General features: G+C 48.9%; 12 protein-coding genes and 3 pseudogenes. 5 read left to right on the top strand and 10 right to left on the bottom strand.

Annotated features, from left to right (window positions below):
- Nucleotides 1-9: 9 nt before the first annotated feature.
- Complete coding sequence (locus PsAD5_RS19660; RefSeq protein ID WP_208988709.1) at nt 10-1,623, bottom strand: BCCT family transporter; 1,614 nt, start codon at nt 1,621-1,623, stop codon at nt 10-12.
- Between the two features lie 155 nt (nt 1,624-1,778).
- Nucleotides 1,779-3,128 (bottom strand): FAD-dependent oxidoreductase, encoded by a 1,350-nt coding sequence (locus tag PsAD5_RS19665; RefSeq protein ID WP_063293308.1) that lies wholly within the window; start codon nt 3,126-3,128, stop codon nt 1,779-1,781.
- Nucleotides 3,129-3,636: 508 nt separating this feature from the next.
- Here PsAD5_RS19665 and PsAD5_RS28690 point away from each other — a divergent pair.
- Nucleotides 3,637-3,789 (top strand): annotated as a pseudogene (locus PsAD5_RS28690) (GntR family transcriptional regulator); the annotation flags it as partial.
- On the top strand, nt 3,772-4,251 hold the full coding sequence (locus PsAD5_RS19670; RefSeq protein WP_275078136.1) for an FCD domain-containing protein: 480 nt from the start codon (nt 3,772-3,774) through the stop codon (nt 4,249-4,251). The pseudogene PsAD5_RS28690 and the gene PsAD5_RS19670, both read left to right, overlap by 18 nt.
- Before the next feature lie 37 nt (nt 4,252-4,288).
- On the opposite strand, the gene PsAD5_RS19675 is transcribed toward PsAD5_RS19670, so the two are convergent.
- The 3 genes from PsAD5_RS19675 to dctP are packed head-to-tail and all read right to left on the bottom strand — an operon-like array spanning nt 4,289 to nt 7,313.
- Complete coding sequence (locus PsAD5_RS19675) at nt 4,289-5,596, bottom strand: TRAP transporter large permease (protein ID WP_063293310.1); 1,308 nt, start codon at nt 5,594-5,596, stop codon at nt 4,289-4,291.
- A 2-nt stretch (nt 5,597-5,598) separates the two neighbouring features.
- Nucleotides 5,599-6,249 carry a TRAP transporter small permease gene (locus PsAD5_RS19680; protein WP_063293311.1) on the bottom strand — a complete coding sequence of 217 codons (651 nt, stop codon included), beginning with the start codon at nt 6,247-6,249 and terminating at the stop codon, nt 5,599-5,601.
- 53 nt (nt 6,250-6,302) lie between these two features.
- On the bottom strand, nt 6,303-7,313 hold the full coding sequence (dctP, locus tag PsAD5_RS19685; protein WP_063293342.1) for a TRAP transporter substrate-binding protein DctP: 1,011 nt from the start codon (nt 7,311-7,313) through the stop codon (nt 6,303-6,305).
- 1,405 nt (nt 7,314-8,718) lie between these two features.
- On the opposite strand from dctP, the gene PsAD5_RS19690 reads away from it, so the two are divergent.
- A complete protein-coding gene (locus PsAD5_RS19690) occupies nt 8,719-12,060 on the top strand; it encodes a M10 family metallopeptidase C-terminal domain-containing protein (protein ID WP_063286827.1) in 3,342 nt (1,113 codons plus the stop codon).
- A gap of 89 nt (nt 12,061-12,149) precedes the next feature.
- Complete coding sequence (locus PsAD5_RS19695; RefSeq protein WP_063293312.1) at nt 12,150-12,557, top strand: hypothetical protein; 408 nt, start codon at nt 12,150-12,152, stop codon at nt 12,555-12,557.
- Between the two features lie 1,117 nt (nt 12,558-13,674).
- Here the strand turns inward: PsAD5_RS19695 and PsAD5_RS28695 are convergent.
- The 5 genes and pseudogenes from PsAD5_RS28695 to PsAD5_RS19715 all read right to left on the bottom strand — a co-directional run bounded on the left by PsAD5_RS28695 (nt 13,675) and on the right by PsAD5_RS19715 (nt 16,508).
- The gene (locus PsAD5_RS28695) at nt 13,675-14,919 is read right to left on the bottom strand and encodes a VCBS domain-containing protein (protein WP_063293313.1); all 1,245 of its coding nucleotides are present in this window, start codon (nt 14,917-14,919) and stop codon (nt 13,675-13,677) included.
- Nucleotides 14,920-14,969: 50 nt separating this feature from the next.
- Entirely contained in the window at nt 14,970-15,395 is a 426-nt protein-coding gene (locus PsAD5_RS28590) for an FG-GAP repeat protein (protein WP_275078137.1), read from the bottom strand.
- Nucleotides 15,396-15,431: 36 nt separating this feature from the next.
- Nucleotides 15,432-15,773 (bottom strand): annotated as a pseudogene (locus PsAD5_RS28595) (VCBS domain-containing protein); the annotation flags it as partial.
- Complete coding sequence (locus PsAD5_RS28600) at nt 15,668-16,249, bottom strand: VCBS domain-containing protein (protein WP_063293315.1); 582 nt, start codon at nt 16,247-16,249, stop codon at nt 15,668-15,670. The gene PsAD5_RS28600 and the pseudogene PsAD5_RS28595, both read right to left, overlap by 106 nt.
- Complete coding sequence (locus PsAD5_RS19715) at nt 16,191-16,508, bottom strand: Ig-like domain-containing protein (RefSeq protein WP_084404406.1); 318 nt, start codon at nt 16,506-16,508, stop codon at nt 16,191-16,193. Before PsAD5_RS19715 ends, PsAD5_RS28600 begins: the two co-directional genes overlap by 59 nt.
- Before the next feature lie 15 nt (nt 16,509-16,523).
- Here PsAD5_RS19715 and PsAD5_RS27895 point away from each other — a divergent pair.
- Nucleotides 16,524-16,816, top strand: a pseudogene (locus PsAD5_RS27895) (IS110 family transposase); the annotation flags it as partial.

The raw sequence follows: 16,816 nt of genomic DNA on the forward strand, positions 1-16,816 counted from the left end.
TCTTGTTTCTTAGAGCTCTGCTGTGTTCACCGTCAGAGTTCCATCTTCCTTCCGTTCAATCGCGGAGTATTGCGAACGGAACAAATGCGGGAAGTCTTTGCGCGCTGCTTTCACCATGCAATAAGTTGCAAGGAAACTAAGGGCAACGAGTGGAATAGTTGGCACCAAGGCCAACGTGATGACCACATCTAGACCACCCACCAGAATCACACCAAAGCTGATACCGATAATGATCAGGCACCAGATCATTCTGGATGAAGTGGAAGGCTCAACATCACCGCTGATGTTCTTGTTCGTCATGGACGCCAGATTACGGGTACATGCTTCAATTGTGGTGATCACGAAGATGGCAACCATAACCAGATAGATTGGCACAGCCAAAGCCGGAGGTGGTGTGTTGTTTAATGCCAATGCTACAGTAGATGGAATACCGTGTTCATTGAAGTTTGAAGCAAGGTCGACAGTTCCAGAGAGCTGCAGTTGAACAGCGAAGGCACCCAGAATGGCGAAGAACACGAAGGCAGACAGAGAACCGTAGCCCACACACCCCAGTACAACATTCTTCAAAGTTCTACCGCGAGATACACATGCAACAAACAAACCCATTTGCGGGGCATAAGCAATGTACCATGCCATATAGAATACGCTCTGATCTTGAGCATAACCGTTTGACAGGCCGTATGTATCTGTCCAAGTAAAGACATGAGGCATCAACTCCACTGCATTACCAAAAATGCTTGTGAAGCTGTTCATGATGTATGTGGTTGGACCAAAAAGGATCATGGCTCCCAGCACGACAACAACCAGCCAGCCATTGAAGTCAGACAGCAACTTCATGCCTTTGGAAATGGTCTTTGACAATGAGTACATGGTCAACGCACCGAAGAAGATCAGAACGCCAACTTCTACGAACATTGTGTGCTCAATGCCGAGGAAAACGGAGAGCAAACCCGCCAGAAGTGGGATTGCAAGGCCAAGCGTTGTCCCGATGCCGCCAATCAATCCGAATACAACAAATGCATTGATCGCAGTGCCGATTGGACCCTCTACCCGTTTTTGACCCAGGATAGGCTCAAAGCAAAGAGCGAAACGCTGAACCTTAGGTTTTCGTGCAAACAAGAAGTAAGCGAATGGCAAGCCGAGTGCCATATATCCAACCCAAAGGAATGGTCCCCAATGGATCAAACCATAGGCAAGTGCATCTTCAGCGGCTTTTGCGGAGAATGGCTCTGCACCAGCAGGAGCAGAGGCCATTGTAATCATAGGCTCAACCATGGACCAGTTTACGACACCAATGCCGAAGCCTGCGGCCAGGATCATGAAAGCCCAACTTGCATCGTTGAAGGCCGGTTTGTCCTCTGCATTTCCCAGCTTGACGTTTGCCATTGGGCCAAAGGCGACCCATGCAAGGAAGAACAGACCAATGGTGCCATACGCCATATAGGCCCAGCCAAAAGTGTGCGATACAAACTTATTGATTGCCGTGATGTATGGATTGAGTGCCTCACCCATTAAGATCATCGGCACGATGATCACAAGACTGAAGAGCAGGCTTGGCAGAAAAATTGTTTTATCCAAGCTGGGCTTAAGTATCTCCCCCGTCTTTGTGGTTGGTCTTGTCATGGGTTCCTCCAAAGCCATAATATCTCTCCCGATGTTTGGCCTTTGTGATGGGACGCGAGCAGTTTTAGGCCGCACGAACCCCTTTGCAGGAAGCAGCATCCTCTCAGATACAGCTTCCTACAGTTACTTGTGGTCAGTTTGAATGTGGCTATGTGTTACAATGCGCTATTGTTGATGCGCATTTTTTGCCGGACCCACTCTGGATCCAGATCTTTGTATTTCACTGACTTCTCAAGTGAAATTTGTGTTGCAACCGCTGCTGCATGTCCCATTTCAAAGCACTGAGCAGTCACGCGAGCAGATGCAAGAGCTTCATGCTCTGCACTCAGGCTGCGCCCTGCTACAACGATGTTCTCCATCTCTTCAGGAACAAGTGCTCCCCAAGGGATTTCGTAGTAATCGTTCATCAGCCAATGCAGCTTGCTTTGCTTACCCGCATGCAACTCAATCGGCCAGGAAGACCGTGCAATGCCGTCTGCCGGTTTCTCACAGTTCACAACGTGATCATTACTCAGCGTTTTGATACCGCGAATGGTACGTGTCTGACGCACACCGATTTCCGGTGGCATATCAATAAGCTGCGTTTTTTCAAATCCCTCAATGTTGTCCTTGAAGAAAGCGTGGTAATCGCGAGCAGAGCGTCTGCCATATATCTCAGCATATGTCCGGTCTACTGGGTTGATGACATTCAGCATACGCCCGCCCTGCCCGGCAAGACGTGTGCAGTTCATCAAAAACACACCCTCTTGCGGAGTTGGGAACACCCAGACCTTGTCCCTAGGCAGATGACGCTCACCACTGGCATGCACTTCCCGTAGCTTTTCTGTTACCGCAACAGGTGAGATGGTGTCTTCTCCAAAGACCTTGTAGAACCCTTCTTCTTCCACATTAGAAAGACGGAACATCATTGTCGGGTTTTGAATGGTGCCTTTGTCGCCGTAGGAATGCTTGCAACCTGCCTTGGCCAGCACAGCAGCATCACCCGTTGCATCAATGAACGCTTTCGCTTTCAGGAATGAACTACCCGCAGAACTCTCCAGCTTTATGCCAGTAATACGCTGCTCTTCCCGCACCACTTCTGTGATGAGACAATGATACAAGCAGGTTACACCCGCTTCTTCGAGAAGATCATCTGCGACCTCACGCCATCGCAAAGGATCAAACGTAACAACGTGCGTGTTGCCGTAGATCTGAGGTTCGGTCACGCCTTGCTTGCCGGCCAGCCGTTGGCGGAACTCTTCTGCGAAGCAGAAGACAACTTGCTCAGGTCTTTTCTTGGCGATGTCATCCTGTGTCAGATAAAGACCACAGATCGTCCCAGACAAGCCTGCAGTTGCCCCGCCTCCGCAAAAGCCGTTCTTCTCAACAAGGACAGTCTTGAGGCCTTCTCTGGCACTCATGACAGCCGCTGCAACACCAGCTGGACCGCCTCCGCACACAACAACATCAGCCTCGCTCAGTACAGGACTGTCAATTGCGCTCAGCGCCAATTCCTTCCAAGCCATATCGTCACTCACATATAAGATAACATACTGTTATATATTGATAATATGAGAGGATGAGGTGACTTTTGAGCCCTCTCTTCCTAACTAACATATTGTGAAACACATCACGAAGAGCGGGCACTGACAAAAGTAGACGAACGTACATACAGACAGGAGAAGCCATAGCAGACAGACGTGCTCGGCGCCCGGGTGAAGACGCACCATAGAGTGATTAAGTAAATAATATCAGATAGATAAATAAAAACTCATCAGAAGATTCTGAACTACCGATAGGCACAGATCAACTGAGTAAATACAGCAACTGTACTAATACCAGAGGACAGATAAGCACTATTACCAGATGTACAGTTTGAAACTTATCCTAAGTACAAATGTGGAAACAAACAGATTGCTTCACTCACAATTCTCATTGCTCTAGCTTCACGCTCAGAATTTACATGACAGCCTAAGCAGAGCGGAGTAATAGGCGCCTGATTTTCAAGCAACAACACGAGCAGATTTCGCTAAGGCAGAGATAGAACGCAAAGTGATCTTCAGAGAACTGCATACAGAACAGCTTTATTCAGAAAACAAACTCTCTGCCATACTAGACCTAGGCCGTACTCCTGTCAGAGAAGCACTGCAGGCCCTCGAACAGGAAGACATGCTGAAGGTGCATGCCAGAAAGGGCGTTGAGTTTCTGGAGATCTCAGCAGCACAGCAATTGCAACTTCTGGAGATCCGCAAAGAGATCGAACCAACCTGCATCAAGTACGCAATCCTGCGCGGAAGCAGTGAGCATCGGGTGCATATGCTCCAGTTGGCACAAAACATACTTAATAGCGCGCAGGAAGATGAAGATGCAAACCTTCTGGAAGCTCTCAGAGGAATCCATTTTGCAGTTACCAATGCGAGCGGCAATCCCTACTTTCACCACGCCCTTGCCCGGGTGCAAAGCCAGTCACACAGGTTCTGGTTTGCAAACAAGACACGGGAAGACACCGTGGTTTGTAGTCAATTTCATGCTGGCATTATGCGAGCTGTGGCCATTGGCAATGAAGCAGCTGCAAAGGACCAGCTTTTAAAACTTCACGAGTATCTCGCCGGCTGTGCTTTGAAAGTGATTAAGCAGATAAGCAAGTAATCCTCTGCGATCCTGAGAACCGCAGAGGATGATTGCATTACACGTCAATGCCCATAATCAGTCTTGGCAAAGCCAGAGAAAGTTCTGGGAAGAACGTGACGATCAGAACCATTGGCAGGTGCCCAAACAACAAGAACTTGAGTGTGATGCCCACATACTTGTCCAGTGTGAGCTTACTCACCCCAGCCGCCATATAAAGCATGGGTGCACAAGGCGGCGAGACATTACCTAGCCCCAGATTTGTACCGACAATTGCCGCAAAATGGATTGGGTGAACACCAATTTTCGTGGCCACGGGCAGCAGAACAATCGCCGCCAATACACTGCCCGACACGTCATCTACAATCATGCCGATGAGCAGCAAAATGAGGTTGATCAGCAACAGGATCAGGATCTTGTTGTCCGTCAGAGAAATGAGCACGTCAGCGACTTCTCGTCGCACCTGCTGCAAGATCATTGCCCGGCTCATCACGAACAAGAAGAACAACACAGCAATGATTGAACTGGTCGTAATCGCAGCACGCACGAATGCTGCCGGAATGCCTTTAAAGCTCAGACCTTTATAGATGAACACACCGACCACAATGGCATAAACCAGAGAGATCGCAGCTGCTTCTGTCGGTGTCGCAATACCAGTGTAAATCACACCCAGCACCAATAGCGGCATCATCAATGCCCAGAACGCCTTGATCCCACTGGTTCCAACATTTCGCGCTGCTTGCTTGAATGGCAGAGGCTCTTCGACCTGAATGGTATCTACTTTCCTGAGAAAGAAGAAGTTTAGACCGATATAGACAAGTGCCAGCAAAACACCTGGGATGACTGTCGAGAGAAAGGCCGCGCCAACTGACAAGCCACCAGTTACCGCGAAAACGATCATTGGGATAGATGGCGGGATCATAAGCGCAAGCACTGACGAGCAAGCAACCAGCGCCGTGGCATGGCCAACCGGATATCCTTCTTTCACCATGCGTGGGATCATGATTTGCCCGATTGCAGCAATCGCAGCTGAGGATGACCCTGAAATCGCACCAAACAAGGCACAGGTGATCACCGTGACTGCACCAAGCCCACCTTTCATCCGGCCAACAAAGGCATTCACGAAGCTGAGGAGCCGATCGGAAATCCCACCTTCCGCCATTAGCGTTCCCGCAAGCACAAACAGTGGCAGCGCCAGCAACGCAAAGCTCATTGTAGTTTGATAAGCGTATGGGATCAGGAAGGAAACGTTTGAGTCTGATGCAATACCAAATACAAGCGCGCCAACACCAAATGCAAACGCAATTGGCATCTCGGCAAGCAACAGAACCACGATGAGTAGAAGAGAGGTAAGAAAGATAAACATGATTAGCCCTTCTTCTCAAAAGACAGTCTCGTCTTGAGATCTATGGTCTGATTGATGGCCTGCAGTGCGAGATAGATAATGGTTCCGGCAAAGCCAATGATCATGGAGGCAGACCACAACCCTTTGGGCCACCGCATATAGGAGCTCGCACGGCCTCGCTCGATCTCAAAGATAGCGTACTTGCTGGCGTAATATCCAAACACGAGGCAAGCAGCGATACTGGCCAGAGTCATTAACAGGCGAATACTCTGGATCTTTATGGGGCTCTTGATCAACAAGGTCACAATACCCCCATGGATATGTTCTCCATTGCGCGTCACATAGGCCAGACCCAGGAAGTAAAACCAGGCCCCCATGAGCAGAGCAAGCTCTTCAATCCCGACAAATGGGAGCGCAAAAACGTAACGAAGCAACACCTGAACGAACATGATAGATGCCAAACCAACTCCCATCAGAACCATGCCTGCATAAAGCCCTCTTTCCAGAAAGCGTTCAGCGTTGAGCAAAAACCGCATGCTTCCGGTCTGAGGCCCTTCGGGGATTGCCGTGACATGGTCTGGCGGTTCAGTTTCTGTGATTTCTGGGTCGTAAATGAATGAAGCGACCTGCACTGGCGCACGCGGGTGCTGTTTAGACTCGCGGTTCACGGTCATATGCCTCCCAACCGAAGACCGGAGCACAACTTCGGCCTTCATCATGTTTATTGCTAGTTTGCTGCAGCTTGACGGATCTGGTTCATGATCTCGGACCCGATAATTTTCTCCATGGCAGGCCATTCGGTGTCGTGCGCAATCTTACGCGCGGCAGCCAGTTGTGTGTCATCCAGCTCAACGACCTTAATCCCGGCATCCCGTGCTCTTTGCAGGAACTCTTCGCTCTTTGCCTGAGCTTCCCCCCATGACCATTCAAGTGTTGTGCCGATTGCGGTTTGTAGAGCAGCACGATCCTTGTCTGCCAAACCTTCCCACCAATCCTTGTTCACCAACCAGAAGGCGTGCTCAAAGTAGTCATTGGTGAGGATGTTGGTTTCCAACACATCTCGGAGGGAGTAAGTCTCAACCGCTGTCGAGAATGAGCGCGCATCTACAGTACCAAGCTGCAGGGCCGTGTACACCTCAGCCAGTGGGATCGGCACAGCAGAAAAGCCAAGGTTGTTGAAGCGTTCAACTGCCATCGGAAGCCCCGGCACACGGATCTTCAAACCATTAGCATCACTAGGAAAATTTACAGGCGCCCTGCCAACGCCTTTGCGGATGACAACAGAACCAAAATCGGTTGGAATAATACCCACCGCATGAAGGTCGAGTTCATGCAAAATGCCGTTATAGATATCCAGCATATCCGAGCCTGGCCCATAGAGCTGTTTGGCCTGCTCCCAGTTGGAAACCACATAGCCAAGGTAGGCGAGATCAAGGCGGCCATCAAACTCTGATGCCCCCCAAGTCAAGCTCATCGGGACGACGCCCTGCATGGATTGCTCAAACAAGGAGGTCCAATCCCCCAGATCACCACCCGGATGGTAATCAATGTCAATCGCCTTTCCGTCCAGCTCTCCCATGAAACGTTCTGACAAAGCATGGAATACATGATCTGTATTCATGGCATGTGCAAGAATGAGACTCTCGTCAGCTTGCGCTTGACCTCCGCTAAATCCCATCACACCAAGTGACAATGCCAATGCAGTGGTGCGTGAAAATCTCTTAAGTGCCCCAATCATTTCCTCTCCCTTTCTGAAAGCAGCTTTTTGTTTTGCTTCAGCCAAAGACAGCAGAACAGGAGACACAGTTCCTCAGCTCTAGAAATGAATTTCCCAGATTTAAACGAGTATTGCTTGTGAAACTCTCCGAATATTCAACCCTGTGCCAGAGTGCAGGCATCTATGATGAGCGTAATCATGCATCAACCAACGCTGCGGGGTGTGAGTCCTGGTCGTCGTTGCTCAAAGATCAAATAACTGGCTGTCTTCACGCTCCCAATGCGGTTCCTGACCAAAGCCAATGAAGATTTCAACAAAACCCAAGCTCACCAAGCCTTAGTTTTGCTCATCTTCACCACCCCTAAACCTTACCCCGCATGCGGATAGATGCTTATATACAGTTTGATTTTCTATTGGGTGCAATAGGTTTACCGCTAGCCCTGTAGCAACTCCCAATTTCGCAAAACGGTCAAATAAAATTTAGCCACTGATTTGATCAACGCTTATCCAATCGCAAAACACGCACCCAATATTTGAATTATTTGGAAGAAGGTGTTTCGTACCTCATCACGAGTAATGGACAGATAAACTTCACAAACAAGAAGGGTCGCATAAGGTCTTCAAATTCGTGAAAGTGAAATTTCTTCAAGATCACCAATCAACCACAAGCGGGTAATAATGATATTGAAGCACAACCTAAGATTGACAATGGTTAACTGTAAGCGCACGAAATGGCGGTAAAGTAATTTGTCGTATTATTGATTAAATTTTTTATCATTACGTTTGGTAACTTAAAAATTATCATCTTTAATAGCGTTGACTTTAAACCTCATTTAAAAAAGAATTCTAGCACTGCATGCAGTGTGCTTAGGTTAAATCTACACAAGGCATTGAAGAACCAAAAGAATTCTGATGTGCTTGCTCTGGAGGGGACGGCACTTCACCTGAACTTGGGGCTGTCGAAATGTTTGATTACTATGAGGAATCTCTTGCCGAATGTATCGATAAGCGCACTCGTTCTTCGCGAGCCACAACTAGTGCCATCGCCAGCCGGTTTCTGAGAGGAACCGACAGCCCAGAAAACCTATGGGAACCTCTTAGAGGCAGCATTTACGTAGCCAGTATTGCTCTTGCTCGCAGATTGAAGCCTACGCTTTTACTCAGTCCGGGTTCATCAAATTCGGGCAGTCTGATTAGCTCTTATCAGGCTCATTCTGAGGCATTCACTGCTGCAAGATCTAGGGCAGCCTCTAAGCAAAGAATGCCTCAGGCCGCAGCTTTCATAGCCTCTTAGCCAATCAATTCCTTCAGTCATCCTTCAATGCCGTTGAATGCATTCGTGCATGCGATGTCAGGCTTTAATTGGCCGCACCATAAAACCAAGCAGCATTAAACACCCAAACTTTGTATAACGGGAGAGACAAAGATGCCAAATTCAAACCAGCCCAACGATCAGTGGTGGGTTAATGACCAAACGCCGGATAATCCGTTTGGTAAAAGTGAAGATTACGAAGCTTATATTGATTACGTCAGTGCATTGCCTCGCAGCCTGACACCTGAGATTGCAGCGCAGCCGCTGGTGATCAATGTCAGCGGATTGAATGATTACCCGGAATACAAAGCAGCAGCTATTGGCGCTTTGGAGGTGTGGTCTGCTGTTACTCCTCTCCAGTTTGAAATTGTAGATGATGTGCCATTCGACTCTGAAACACAGTGGATGGAGGTCGTTAGTCCTGCGATAGGTGAGCAAAGCGACGGTAGCGCTTTCTCAAGCAACCGCTATGTCAGTATCGGTCAGAAGTTCCACGATACAGAGCCTAACAAAACAGACATCGGCGGTTATGTTTTTGACAGCTTCATCCATGAGTTCGGTCATGAATTTGGCCTGAATCACCCGGGTCTTTATAACTACAGCGGCCCTGGAGGCGTTCAGATCAACTATCTGAACAACGCGACCTGGATTTATGATCGTCAGCAATACAGTGTGATGTCCTACTTTGATGGCATTGACGTTGGAGAAACAACGCGCTGGTCAGCTTCCACGCCATTGATGGCAGATATTGAAGCTACAATCCGCCGCTTTTTCTCCGAGGTCGACGAGGATGGTGCACGGACTTACCAAAAGATCGATCTCAACACAGGTGACAACACGTACGGCTTCAACAGCACAGAGTATGGCTATGAGCTAACATCCTCTGGCATGCAGCACGATATCGGATTTACTATCCACGATACCGGTGGTGTTGATACCATTGACTTCTCCGGATCAACGGCAGGCACGATCCTTGACCTGCGTGCTGGTCAGTTCTCCAGCGTCAATGGGCACAGCAACAATGTGTCTATCTTTGCTGGCCACAATGCAGACCAGACCGAATACTACATCGAGAATGGCATCGGTAGTGAATACGATGACATCTTGATCGGTAACGATGGCGACAACGTTCTGGACGGTCGCGGCGGTGCTGACAAAATGGCTGGCGGCAAAGGGGACGATGTTTACTTCGTCGATTCCGCTGATGATATCGTACGCGAGGAAGCCGACGGCGGAAACGATACGATCATTGTGCTGAACAGCGACCTGGACCTGGGTGAAATCGAGAACGTCGAAAACATCATTTATGTGGGTGGCACTCCGACCCAACCAGTCGATACCGGTAACGACGACACCTCAAGCGATTCCGGCGATTCTCTGACCAGCCTCATCTTTGGTGATGAAGACAACAACACCCTTGAAGGTGGAGCTGGTGGCGACACGATCTTTGGTCTGGATGGTGATGACCTCATCATTGGTGGTCGTGACACATTGGCGAGCCGTGATATCAACAACACCATTGCATTCGAAGATCTTGAAGATCAGACCGAAAGCGATGACGGAAATGACGTGCTTTATGGTGGTCGCGGCAACGATACCATCTTTGGTGGTGCTGGAGACGACATCCTTGATGGCGGTGACGGCGACGACACACTGATGGGTCAGGATGGTGTTGACATCTTCCGCGGTGGTGACGGCGTTGACACAGTGGATTACAGCCACGAGAGCCCATTCCAGCTGCTTGTCAACCTTGAGACCAATGTTGCCAGCGGTGGTACTGCATCAGGTGACACGTTCTATAGCATTGAAAACCTGATCGGCTCTGATGACCGTATTGACCGCTTCATCGGTACAGACGACAACAACCATTTCTGGGGTCGTGGTGGCGGCGACGTCTTCAACGGCGGCGGCGGCGATGACATCCTCGACGGCGGCAACGACGGTGACCTGCTGTATGGTGATGAAGGCAATGATACGCTCATCGGCGGATCTGGTCAGGATTATCTTGACGGTGGCGAAGGCATCGACACAGTCGTTTACTCTGGAAGTTCTGAGGGCGTAACGGTTGACCTTGCTAACGGCACAGCACGCGGTGGCGACGCAGATGGTCCAGTCCAGATTGTAGGACGAGGCACAGTCATCAGGCATGATATCATCGTTGACGTTGAAAACGTTGTTGGCTCTTTCTTCGATGATCATCTCATTGGCAATGACCAGACAAACGAACTCTCTGGCGGTTCAGGTAACGACATTCTGACCGGTGGCGAAGGTGCTGACGTCCTGAACGGTGGTCGCGGCAGTGATACTGCGGACTATTCCGACGCGACCAGCGGTGTCAATCTCAATCTAGGACGCGGCAAGTCAGAAGGTGACACTTACATCTCGATCGAGAACCTCTCAGGTTCTGGACATAATGATCGCATGAAGGGTGATAACGCTGCCAACACCTTGACTGGTCAGGGTGGCAACGATGTTCTTCGTGGTGGTAAAGGCGATGATGTCCTCTTCGGCGACTTCGCTGATCAAGGTGAACCTATTCCACGCCCAGGCATGGGTACAGGGTACGCAACGCTTGGTCCAGATGCGACGAACAACTCAATCGCGACTGCATTCGATATCTCCGATAACTTCTCTCTGACAGAAGATCCTGACATCTTCGATTCAACAACTGTTCTTCATACAACAGTTAATGCGACCGGAAATGGCCAAGGTGGATACTATGGTATCGAGCTTGCTGCAGGTACGACCATTACTGTCGACATCGACGGTATTGCTGATCCAAACGTCCATGACAGCTGGGTCAGACTGCTCGATGCTGATGGAAATATTGTCACCCAGAACGATGATGGTGGCGGAGATCCCGGCTCTACAAGCAACCGTGATTCAAGCATAGTCTTCGTTGTTGAAGAAACCGGTACCTACTACATTCTGGAGGGTGCATGGTCACCGGACGTTCCAGGTGATGGTTGGTCAGAAGCAGTGCCAGAGGGTTCAACATACAAACTCAACGTATCAGTTGAATTCCCACCTGAGCCAATTCAGCCGGGTGAAGCTGGTAATGATAAGCTCTACGGCGGAAAAGGTAGTGACTTCCTTGACGGCGGCCTAGGTGCTGACATTCTGGTTGGTGGTGCTGGTGAAGATTCCTTCCGCTTCTCAACAGAGCTTGGCAACGACAATGTCGACAAGATCAAAGACTTCAGTGTTGGTGAGGATCTGATCCTTCTCGACAATGGTATCTTTGCTGAACTGGGCGGCACTGGCGCTCTTGATCTGACTGCATTCCACATGAGTGCAGCAGGTGTTAGCCAGGATGCTGCTGACCGCATCATCTACGATACCGACAGCGGTGCTCTGTTGTATGATGCAGATGGTTCAGGAGACATTGGTGCAATTCAGTTTGCACAGCTTAAGACTGGTCTGTCACTTTCTGCAGATGACTTCGTTATCGTCTGATAACTTACAGGAGGGGGGCTCTCACGCTCCCCTCTTACTATCTTTATGCATCTAAACTGTTCTGATGACGCAATCCGATGGGGAAAAGAATGAAACCTCTGATCAATCGTAGTGCAGCTTTGTTGGCAGCCGGTCTATTGGCCGCTGGAACCGATGCGTTCTCTAAGACCACCGAAGCACAAGCATCAGACATTCGCGGCACCCTCACGTTCGCAGGTGATACAGAAATTCCCAAAGGTCAAGTCAAAATCTACATTGAAGACACTGCCATTAAAGACAGCACACGAGAACTCACCACCCAGATCCATCTCAATAGCTCAGGCAAATCAAAAGCCATCGACTTTTCCGTCGCTCGCCCCTCAAACGTTCAGGTGTCACCAACGCTCCGGATCATAGCCCAACTACAACGCCCCGACGGCTGGCTCCTCGCCCAAGGCAGCACAAAGATCAAGTCCGGCAAGCCATTGGGTATTATGCTTTACAGGACGATGTATTGATGGGGCATGTACTAAAATAAATATAAATCATGTGGGCCCCGAAAAACAAAGTAATTTAGATTATCATATTGCATTTCTCTTTTGTAATTATCTCAAAATCAATCCATAAAGACAAACCACTTAATTTGAATATTTCCATATAGTCGAAAATTTGAATATTATGACAACATCTTAAGCTATACTAATTTCAGAGCGAACCAGTTCACACACAACTTTATGATTCTCATATTTTACTACTTCTTGAACATCTAGACAGCAATTTTTCTAAGGGAAAGATCCGGTTCTTCTATTTCTAATTCAATGATCCGATCTCATCTGGAATACGATTCCAGACATTGGAGGGTTTTGATAAGTGATCTCCAAGCAGGGCTACGCCGCCCTCGTCCTAACAACTATACCAAACATAAGACGTGGAACGTAGAGTGCCCAACAGTTCCAATGAATACTTGATTAGCTGCTGTGAAGCCTCAACCAGCCGGATGATCTCCAGCTTCTCATAGGCGTGGTACTTCATTCGTCGTCCCCTTCCATCCTCGAGCATACTTTTTGAACAAACGCAGCTCAAGTAATTGCTCAGAAACAACTTATTTGAAGCTCACGCCTCACTGAACAGCTGTTTGGCCTTTGCGGTCTTGGCCTGACGGGCTTTGTCTCCAGCAAAGCGCTTCTTACCTGCTTCCAAAAACTCCTTTGACCAGTTATAGCAAAGTCCTTGTGAGATACCTTCTTGTCGACATAACTCGTCGATACCTTTCCTCGCCTTGTAATCCTACAAGCACTATGTGGATCTTCTCTCCAATGGAATAGCGTTTGCGGGTCTTGCGCCGGATATCCTTGACTACCTTCTCAGGTGCAGCACTGGCAGTCCTTGTGCCTTGCCCCATTCTTCACTCCCGTTGTCGTGATCATCGGCCAAAACACTCCCTTACTCAAATCCGTAAGCCTGCTCCATAGATGCTGACGACAAACACCGTAAACCTCACATACGCGCGACCAACACCTGCTGAACTCCCCGTAGGACAAGAAAGGCTTGAGAAGGACCCCAAAATGATGAAGTTGATTTTGAAGGGAAAGAAGCTACGCTCGTGCAACTAAGACGAGCGCAGCCTTTACTCATTTAGACAAACTGGAAGTCATCAGCATGAAGTTCTGACTTTGAAACATTATTCAAAGTGACTGATTTGTCGTCATCTAGTTTGATCACAACACTACTTCCCTCATCGCTTGCCGCAGCAACTACGGCATCGAAGTCTGCAAAAACCTCGCTGTCGAACCGGATGGTTTCACCTGAACCGTCTCTAGCTTCGAAGTCGGTGATTGTATCGGTGCCACTAGAAAGGTCATTGAAAACGAACGTGTCATTCCCATTTCCTCCCGTTAGCACATCATTTCCGTCCAATCCATTTAAAGTATCATTCCGGCTCCCACCAACTAGAACATCATTACCTGATATTCCAACATCATCTTTTCCATTGATTGTAACGGAGACGTCCTGAACAGTGATGTGGTCTTTGCCGTCATCAAGCTCAACAGTATACGTCAGCCCAACACTGTCACCTGTGTTGAGATAATCAAACACATTCGCACCAGCTTCAAACTCAAGGTGGATCGTTCCCTGCTCAGCTGCCGGGTTCTTAGAAATCCGATCAACACTCAACAAAGCCAGAAGTGCATCTGCATCCAGGTCTCCCAACGAACCTGTGCTTGAAACACCTGTCACGCTCGCCTGATAACTGTGTGTAGCAACACCATCATCAGCAAACACAATCTCAATATCGCCTGTAAGCGGAGAAAAATCTGTCCCTTCATCAAGCTCAAGGGCATTCTGAATAACCCCATATGCACCTGAGGCATCTGGCTCAAACAGGTAAGAAGCTCCCTTACTATCTGCATTGGAAGCACCTATCGTGACAAGACCTGCATCATTGATAGCAACATCACTGCCAAATAAGCCATTCACTCCTGCGTCTGGTGCTGTCAGACGGTACTCAGTATATCCACCTTCACCATCGGGGACATACACATATGCAGCACCTGAATCATTACCGTTGCCATCATCCTCAATTGCTCCAACAACAATGACACCATTATTATTGATCGCAACTGTACCGCCAAATTTTGTATTCACAGGCACCTGAACTTTGTTCAGCTTTGCTTCGGTATAGCCACCAGAGCCATCTGGTGTGAACACATAAACAGAACCGGAGAGATCTCCCCCCTTGTCATCATCTCCCAGAGCACCAACAACGATAACACCGTCATCATTGACAGCAACAGCGGAGCCAAAAACATCAACATCGGCACCATCGGAAGCAGTCAGCTTAACTTCCGTGTGCCCTCCCGAGCCATCTGGTGTGAACACACAGACGGAACCTGAACGACTACCATTGTCATCATCTCCAGGGGCTCCAACTACAATGATGCCACTGTCACTGATCGCAACATCCCCCCGAAGTAGTCATCCTCTGCTGTATCTGAGGCCTGCAACCAGGTAACAGAATATCCGCCGGCCTCGGAAGGTGTATAAACTCGATCACGACCAGTATCTTCAATTGCGCCGTAATTTGCCAGATATGCACCAACAACGATGACACCGCTGTTGTTAACGGCAAGGCTCTCCCCCCAATAGTCCCGTTCACGTTCATAAAGAGAGGGTAGTTTATATTCTGAATAACCACCTACACCATCTGGTGTGTACACATAAACAGAGCCCCCATATGCAACACCATTTTGATCGTCACCATATGCTCCAACAACAACAAGACCATTGTCATTGATTGCAGCTACACCAAAGCGGTCTCCTTTTTCACCATCAGAAGCACTTAGCTTGACTTCCAAATAGCCATCCTTGCCATCCGGCGCATAGACATATGCTGAACCTGAGTTATTGACACGCCCATCTCCTTGGTGAGCTCCAACCACCATGCCACCAGAGGAGTTTACTGAGACGGTTGAACCAAAATAATCATAGGTCGATGCATCAGATGCGAATAGCTTAACAGGAATTGGATAGACTCTGACTTCGCCAATCTCTGGGAACAGAACTATGTCGTCTGCACCATTTATGGTAACGGTAACTGTCTTGGTAATTGGCTCCGCAGTGCCATCACTCACTGTGTAAGTGAAGGTGTCAATTGCTGTTTCACCAACAGCCAGATGTTCAAACTGGCCATTTGGGTCATATTGGAATTTGCCGTCAATAAGAGACACTTCACCTGTCGTGCCGCTGGCATCAAGCGTGATGGTGTGTGTGTCGGAGCTGTCTGCATCAGAGAACACAGGTTCAATGAGAACGTGTCCTCTGAAGTCGATGTCGCGATATCTGAGACAATTGGAGCATCATTTGTGCCATTGATGGTGATCGTTGCAGTCATGGCGACTACTTCGCCATTGCCGTCATCGACAGTATAAGTAAAGGTGTCAGTAGCTGTTTCACCAACTGCCAAATGCTCGAACTGGCCGTTCGGGTCATATTGGAATTTGCCATCAATAAGAGATACCTCACCTGTCGTACCGATGGCATCAAACGTGATGGTGTGGGTGTCGGAGCTGTCTGCATCAGAGAACACAGGTTCAATGAGAACGCTGTTGTCTTCTGTAGTCGATGTCGCAATGTCTGAGACAAGCGGCGCATCATTTGCGCCATTGATGGTAACCGTGACCGTCTTGGTAATTGGCTCTGCAGTGGCCATCACTCACTGTGTAAGTGAAGATATCAGTTGCAGTCTCCCCAACAGCCAGATGCTCAAACTGACCATTCGGGTCATATCGGAACTTACCGTTGACAAGAGACACTTCACCTGTCGTGCCGCTGGCATCAAACGTGATGGTCGCTGTATCAGATGCGTCCAGATCGATATAAGCGGGCTCGATCAGAACACTATCATCTTCCGAGGTGGAAGCAGCAATATCTGAGACAATCGGAGCATCGTTGGTGCCCACGATAGTCACTGTTACCGGCTGGGTCGTACCGCCACCATCAACCAGATCCGGGCCTTCCTGTTAGAGCAAGGAATTGCGGTGCGCACAGGTAGTAGCAGTTTGAGAAACTCTCTGTTCGCCATTCTCGACAATCGCGCCAATGAGATTTCTTCGCGCATGCACGACATCCTGATCGGCCTTTATGAAGACTGGCTGTGGCTAGACGAACGCATCGATGCGACCAGTACCGAGATCGAACAGATCAGCAAATATGACGTTGGCTGCCAACTGCTGATGAGTATCCCCGGCATCGGACCCATCATCTCCACCGCGCTGGT

The organism is Pseudovibrio sp. Ad5, from assembly GCF_001623095.1.
GTDB lineage: Bacteria > Pseudomonadota > Alphaproteobacteria > Rhizobiales > Stappiaceae > Pseudovibrio.